We start from the raw sequence: 6,262 nt of genomic DNA on the forward strand, positions 1-6,262 counted from the left end.
ACGGCAGCAGGGGCGATTGAAGAGCAAGCCTTACGGGGTAAACGGCAAGAAAGCCCAAGCTTTTGTTGCATGTTTTTAAACGGTGCCCTAGCATGATTGCGAGTGATGCCATAGTGATATCACCTGGGGTTCCAGTCGTTTTTTTCGAGTATCACTGTTTGCAATGTGTGCACGTGTCATCCCTGTATCAGCCGCTGTGTGCCCATGACTCCAGACAGCAGACCAATGCCCAGCAGAAACACACTGGGTGCTTTGGCCATGACTTTTTGGGCGATCAGGGAGGGCAGCAATTGACGCGAGATGGCGCCATAGATCAGCAGAATAGTGACGTCGATCACACCCCAGATCAGTGCGAGCACCAGGCCCTGTTTAATGAAGTCGCCATCGGGTTCAATGAACCCAGGTAAGAAGGCGAGGAAAAACAGGATGTCTTTCGGGTTGGACAGGCCCACTTTGAGGGCGCGCCAGAAAAAGTGACGCTGACTGTTTTGCACCGGAGCAAGGCCGTCTGCGCTGGCCAAGAGGCTGGATACCCCCAGCCAGGCCAAATACAGTCCGCCGATCAGTTGGCCCCAGTTCAGCAGCACCGGGCTGACGTCCAGCGCTGTATAGATGAGCGTCAGGGTGATCAGTAGCAAGAGTTGGGCGGATACCACACCGCCTGTGATCGTGGCGGTGGGCCAGGCTTGCCTGGCGTCGGAAATGACCAGGGCCACCACCGGACCTGGAGAGGCAATCAGGAAAAACACGGCCAGGGCAAAGGTCAGGTGAAGCATGCTCATAGGGTGGTTACCAGGTCCAGTACACGTTTGTTGTTGCCCAGGCGTTGCGCGTAGTAGCGATAGCCTGCCACCGCGAAAGTACGTTGGATCCAACGATCACGGCCATCCAGGCTGGCTGAGAACGCACTGCGGGCATGGGCGGTTTTACGGTTGTCGATGATCAACAGGTCGCCGGCATTGAGGTGTACCGGGTGGGCGACTTCCCAGGCGGCCTTGCGCAAGAGCTCAAGTTTGAGTTGCGCGTGTTTGCTGCGCGCGACCATGAATTGAGGGTCGAACCGGAAGCAGGGCGATTCAGGGTCACCGTATAGAACCGTTTGTTTTTGATTTATATCAATACGACAGTTTTTTTCTGTCGCGCAGTAGTCCGACAGGAAATTGTACTTTTCTTCATGGAAATAGTTCAGGTCTTCCGGGGTGATGATGTCGCGGATGCCATCGATGGAGCTAATGAAGGTCGCGGCCTCGGCGCCGGGGTCCTGGCGCAGGCAAAGCAGCACCAGATAATCCGGAGAGACAGCGTGAAAGGCATTTTCGGTATGCAGTTCCAACTCGCAGTCGTAGCTGTCCGAGTTGATACCCTTGGAGTATTTTTTATGCGGGAAAAAGTTGTTGATGATGTCGCCGTTGGATTCTTGGATATACCCGATCGGGTCCCCCAGCATGGCAGTCGCTTTTAGGATGATCTGTTCACTGATCGTGCACTCTTTGTGCAAGCTGGCGCGGTCGTTTGGTGTCGGAGGAATCATGCCGATGGGCAGGTTTTTTAGATGCAGGAAGCCCTTTTTATTACCAAATAAGCGGAAGTTTAATATGTCGGATTCGGTCGCTTGGTCGAGCTTGGCTTGTTGGATGCTGGAGGACAGGAGTTGATTGAAGTTAGGCATCGTAAGTTGTCTGCTGTGTGTTTTAAGAATATTAAAGGCCGCAGAGGGTGAGCGCATGCCATGCATGATTAATTTATTTTAGTTGGGTGCAATTGCGCTTGAAGATTTTATAAGTTCTAACGCTTATTTGTACGGTTAATTATTCGGCAAGCGCACTGTATTTAAAAGCGGAAAAAAAGGACGGGTAAGGATGAGTATGAATCATGGTGCTCCTGATCAAATGGTGCGCCGACTGCCGCCGCTCTACGCATTGCGTGCCTTCGAATTGGCCGCGCGTTTCAGTTCTTTCACCCAGGCTGCCGAGAACCTCTTCATCACCCAAAGTGCCGTGAGCCGGCACGTTAAAGCCCTGGAGGAGCATTTTGGGTGCGCGTTATTCGAGCGCAAAGGGCCGAAGATTTTCCTCACCCAGGCCGGTCGATTGTTGGCTCAAGAACTGAAAGTCGGCTTTCGCGTGATCGAGCACGCCTGCACCACAACCAGCCGTAAGGAGAAAACCTTACGGGTCAAGGCACCCTCCACCTTGACAATGCGCTGGTTGCTGCATGTGCTTGACGAGTTCAATTCGGTGAATGGTACAGAGCAGGCGCAATTGTCCAGTGAGTGGATGGATGTCGACTTCGTTAACTTCGATGTTGAGCCGTTCGACTGTGCGGTGTTGTTGGGCAATGGGCGTTTCTCCAGTGACCTGGGATCTATCAAGTTGTTTGATGAATGGTTGATACCGGTTTGCTCGCCGAACTTGCTGGAGCAGCACAACCTGAGTGGTGAAGGGGTGTTCTCCGCCGAGTTGATTCACCCATCCCGAGACCGGCGCGATTGGCAACGCTGGCTGGAGCGTGTGGGCTTGATGTCGGCGGTTTCCTGGCAGAAAGGAAAAATTTTCGACACCCTGGAATTGGGCATCTCCGCTGCCATCCAGGGCCGCGGCGTTTCCATCGGCGACCTGGCCCTGGTGGGCGACGAACTGGTCAAGGGCTCATTGGTACTGCCCTACAACAAGGCGGTCAGTACCGGAGACAGCTACTACCTGGTCTGGCCCACACGCAGTAATAGCAACGCAACACTGGAGAGCTTCAAGCGTTATTTGTTGGAGACCGTGCCGGTGATTGACGAGCGTGGGTTGGAGTTCTTGAGTTGACGCAGTCGGTGGTGAGTTCGCAGATCAAGCATCTTGAACAGGCGCTGAGGGGCACACTGTTTGATCGCACTGGCTGTTTGTGCCCGATGATGCCTAAAGGCTATCAGGGTCGCCAAAAAACATTTTGACTAGGCTCTAGGACGGTAGTTTCAGGTCATGAAAAACTAATAATGCCCCCAGTTTTGCCCCCAGACACACAGGGTGCGAGAGCGTTCGCGAGCGGCGACTTCTCACGGACTCCAGTATGGCAGTTGCTGGCTTTCGGTATAACTCCTCATTGGATCTGGAGAGAGGGTGCAGGGCTCATCAAAGACAAGCTAATCCGCTATCGCTCGAGAGCAGCGACTCCGATCGGCTGTGTTCGACCAAATATTTGCATCCGCGTAATTGGTTGCTGGGCTTGGAGGTTTCTACGAAACCAGGGGCGATTCACACTGATGTCATGGGTGTCGCCACCGCCGAAACCGGCGGAGTAGAACAAACTCCGGTGATAGCGCGCGTATCTCTATTTCCTGAATAGATGCCGATAATTTTCAGATGGGGGCAACTTACACTTCCTTCGTAACCGTTTGGGCATCCCGCCTTGCGATAGAGGCCACTTGACTCATCTAAAAATCACGACGCTTTGCCGCTAAGTAAGCGGGCGGTGAACACATCTTGCGTTTTATCGTCTTGAGTTGCAGCTCCAGGGATAGGCAAGCAGACGTCTCATCAGGCACGACAAAATGGCTTAAGCTCATCGGAGACTGTTGTAATGGAACATTTCGACTAAAAGGACGCGACATCTTATGGAAATCCCCCTTGCTCAAATCAGGGAGCGTTTGAACAATCGCGGATTTACGGTAGCGGGTAACGCCCACGGGCTATCCGGTGCCGGCACAGTATTTCACTACCATGTCGAAGAAGACTCCATTTGGGGTACTTATCAAGGCGGCCGCATCCGCATGGGTCATCAAGTCGGACGTGTGACAGGCGCTGATACCATTGAGCTTCTTTATCATTGCTTAACTACGGATGGTGAGATTCTTGCTGGCTGGTCTCGTGGCACGGTAGGTGTTGATCACGCAGGACGTACCACTCTGATGTTCGTATGGGGTTGGTTGTCGGGCGCGACTGGAGGTGGGGAGTCTAGCTACGTTGAGCTTTCCGCGTAGCGGTTAAGCTTTTTGATTACGCTCGCGTCCATCTGTGCGTTAGCAACTCGGAAATCTCACTGGCCTACTGCGTTGGCAGGCGCGTGAGAACATCTTTTAGATAGGCGTACGGATCGTGTCCATTCATGCGCGCCGAATGGATCAAGCTCATGATCGCCGCCGCCCGTTTTCCGCTACGAAGCGACCCGGCAAACAGCCAGTTAGAGCGTCCAAGTGCCCAAGTGTTGGCGCCGATGCCGAATTGACCCAGTTTTCGAGATATCACTGACCCGGTCAAACTCCTCGCGCACCACTACCTTTGCTGGGTTTGTGTTGATTCAAAGGTGGCTCGATCTCACCTCAGCACGTGGGTCGATTCAGCATTGGCGCCGACAAGCAACGCCCGTTTTTCATTAGAAAAAGCGGGCGTTTCGGTCTCCTACAAGGCTCGTGTTAGAACGCCCAGCGCACTTGCAGGTCGCCGGTGTTGGCGTTAAAGCCGCCGCCGGTTTCGCCAGTGTAGTGCGCGGCCACGGTCAGGTTGTTGTGGGTGACCAGGGTCAAACCAACGCTGAGCACACCCGTGTCTCCAACTGCTTTAGGTCCGGTACTGCTGAAACTGGTGGCACCGGTGGTATCGGCACTGAAGTTAGCCACCGATTGCAGCGCCGAGTCACGGTACTCATGACGCCAGGTCAGTTGTGCCGACGGTGTCAGGCTGCCGTATGAAGTCGCAAACGCACGCGCCAGCTTGGCTCCCAGATCGCTTTTCAACGAGTTGAGGTTGTCGGCGTTGACGTGCAGCGCGGTGCCCGCCCCACCTTTCTCGGTGTAGCTGTCCTGACGCAGGGTGCTGTAGCTCAGGCCGGCAATCGGGGTGAGGATGACGTTGGCCATTGAGGCGCCGAGGTCAATCGGATAACCGGCTTGCGCCGAAGCAGTGTATTGCATGCCATTGTGGCTGCCTTTGGCGGTGCCGTTGACGCCGGTGAAATCGACCTGACGCTGGGTGTCGTACTGGTGCTGCACAGCGCCCACAGACAGGTCGAGGTACCACGGATTGGCGTTGTAGCTGGCGTAACCGAACAGGCCATAGGACTTGACGTCCGCCGAGCTACCGTCGTTGTTGCCATTGTTGTTGAGGGTGGTCTTGGTGTAGCTGAACAGACCGCCGAGACGCCAGTTGTCGTTGAGCATGCCGTCAGCGCCGAGTAACAGGCCGTTGTAGCGTGCACTGTAACCGGCGATATCGTCGCGTTCATCCATGTGCGCGGTACCGCCAAAGGCCTGAGTCCATAGGCCGGAAGTCGGAGGTCCTTCACCGGTGGAAACCCCGGTCGACCCACCACGCAACCCTTCAAGGTGCGCCGAAGTGACATTCAAGACCTGAACCGTGGAAGCGACCGAGCCCTGAGTGGCGGCGGCCAGGTTAGCGGTCGGGCTCAGTTGCGCGCCGGCTTTGTTGCCCGCAGCCGTGGAACCGTTGGCAGCTGCGGCGTTGAATACGTTCATCAGGTCGGCGTTGAAGCCTTGATAGTTGAACAGACCCGCCAGGGACGCAGTGCCATCGGCGGTATTGGCCCGATTTATCGGCCCATTTGATGTCGGAGGAGTGACAGGCGGTGTCACCGACTGCACTGCACCCACAGTCAACACCAGATTCTTGTTAGCGCCGTCAACCACACTGGTACCTGAAACGTCATACCCGGCTACGGAGTAGTGCAGGGTGTCGGCGTTGTAGTTGGTACCGGCACCACCCGCCTGAACCACTAAATAACGCTGGCCTTGAGCGAAACCATACGTATGGGTGCTGACCAGGCCGACAGAGGAGCCTGAAGCAATGTTCGCGTCGCCTGTTACTACCAGGCGGCCGTAACCGCTGTCGCTTGCTGTGCCAGCGGCTACGGCACTGTCGCTGACGCCGATCAACAGCTTGGCATTGGCGGCTTGATCGTAGTTGCCGGTGATCGTGATCGAGTTATTGACCAGCAGCGTCCCCTGGTTGGACACCTTGAAGCTGCCGACATTGATATTGTCGTTTAGCAGCTGGTTCCCTGAGCCAAATATCACGTTGGACGCGGTGTTGGTAATCAGCCCAACGTCGCCGATGTCGGTGCCGCCGCCAAAACCGGTCAGTAACCCGAAGGTTGAACCCGTCCCACCGTTGATGTTCAGGTCCTGTGAAGCCTCATTCATGATGGCGCCGGCAATGACTCCAGAGTTGGTGATGGGGCCCAGAGTGCCTAACTTATCGTTGTAAATCGCAGCATATTGGCCGGTGATGGTGCCGCTGTTGGTCAGCGAGTCGATGCTGCCGGT

Annotated in this window: 6 protein-coding genes and 1 pseudogene; 3 read left to right on the forward strand and 4 right to left on the reverse strand. The window is 55.3% G+C overall.

Translation table 11 applies throughout. The annotated features are described in order from the left end of the window. Positions 1 to 176: 176 nt before the first annotated feature. Complete coding sequence (locus BFL40_RS30180) at positions 177 to 782, reverse strand: LysE family translocator (protein WP_071487376.1); 606 nt, start codon at positions 780 to 782, stop codon at positions 177 to 179. Further along, positions 779 to 1,669, reverse strand: a complete 891-nt coding sequence (locus BFL40_RS30185; protein WP_071487377.1) for a TauD/TfdA family dioxygenase — start codon at positions 1,667 to 1,669, stop codon at positions 779 to 781. The genes BFL40_RS30180 and BFL40_RS30185 overlap by 4 nt, the downstream gene beginning before the upstream one ends. 220 nt (positions 1,670 to 1,889) lie before the next feature. On the opposite strand from BFL40_RS30185, the gene BFL40_RS30190 reads away from it, so the two are divergent. The 3 genes from BFL40_RS30190 (at position 1,890) to BFL40_RS33455 (ending at position 3,964) form a co-directional block, all read left to right on the forward strand. Continuing rightward, on the forward strand, positions 1,890 to 2,810 hold the full coding sequence (locus tag BFL40_RS30190; protein WP_139213549.1) for a LysR family transcriptional regulator: 921 nt from the start codon (positions 1,890 to 1,892) through the stop codon (positions 2,808 to 2,810). An 11-nt stretch (positions 2,811 to 2,821) separates the two neighbouring features. Continuing rightward, complete coding sequence (locus BFL40_RS33960) at positions 2,822 to 2,938, forward strand: hypothetical protein (protein WP_235864772.1); 117 nt, start codon at positions 2,822 to 2,824, stop codon at positions 2,936 to 2,938. A gap of 660 nt (positions 2,939 to 3,598) precedes the next feature. Then, positions 3,599 to 3,964, forward strand: coding sequence for an avidin-fold protein (locus BFL40_RS33455; RefSeq protein ID WP_074851406.1), 366 nt, complete (start codon positions 3,599 to 3,601; stop codon positions 3,962 to 3,964). A gap of 64 nt (positions 3,965 to 4,028) precedes the next feature. Here BFL40_RS33455 and BFL40_RS33460 read toward each other — a convergent pair. Beyond that, a pseudogene (locus BFL40_RS33460) lies at positions 4,029 to 4,184 on the reverse strand (transposase domain-containing protein); the annotation flags it as partial. A gap of 212 nt (positions 4,185 to 4,396) precedes the next feature. After that, a partial coding sequence (locus BFL40_RS30195) for an autotransporter family protein (RefSeq protein ID WP_071487379.1) occupies positions 4,397 to 6,262 on the reverse strand: 1,866 nt, incomplete at its 5' end.

Source organism: Pseudomonas costantinii, assembly GCF_001870435.1.
Taxonomy (GTDB): domain Bacteria; phylum Pseudomonadota; class Gammaproteobacteria; order Pseudomonadales; family Pseudomonadaceae; genus Aquipseudomonas; species Aquipseudomonas costantinii.